The following is a 504-nucleotide window of genomic DNA, read 5'->3' on the forward strand; positions in this document are numbered from 1 at the left end:
CGCAGGCACAGGCGGTCTTACCCTGACCGGGCACAACACCTACACGGGAGATACGATTGTTGCGTCTGGTGCGAGCCTGACGGTTTCCAATGGTGGCCAGCTGGATGGTACGAACAGCATCCAGAACGATGGAACAGTCGTTCTGGACAATGGTCATGTAACTATTCCAAACAATACGGCAGCGAACTGGACTGGCGTTATTGCCAGTGGGTTTGACGCTGGTTCTGACGCAAGTATGACCTTGCAAAATGGTAGTACCCTTGATTCAGCAGGAGGTACTTTGACGGCCGGGCTTGGCGCCAATAGCCAGGGCAAGATTACGGTTGATGATTCCACTGCCAATGTTGGATGATTGTTGCGGGTGAGAATGGCACCGGCACTGTTTCCATTACAAATGGCAGCGTTGTTTCAACCCAGGCCGTCGTATTGGGTAACCAGACCGTCGGTAAAGGCAGCTTGATGTGACGGGAACCGGCACGCAGCTGAATGCGGGGACGGGTGGTC

1 pseudogene is annotated in these 504 nt (G+C 54.4%); it reads left to right on the forward strand.

Going from position 1 to position 504, the window contains the following annotated elements:
- Positions 1–352: pseudogene (locus JCM25156_RS29685) on the forward strand (hypothetical protein); the annotation flags it as partial.
- Positions 353–504: the final 152 nt, after the last annotated feature.

The organism is Komagataeibacter kakiaceti JCM 25156 (assembly GCF_000613305.1).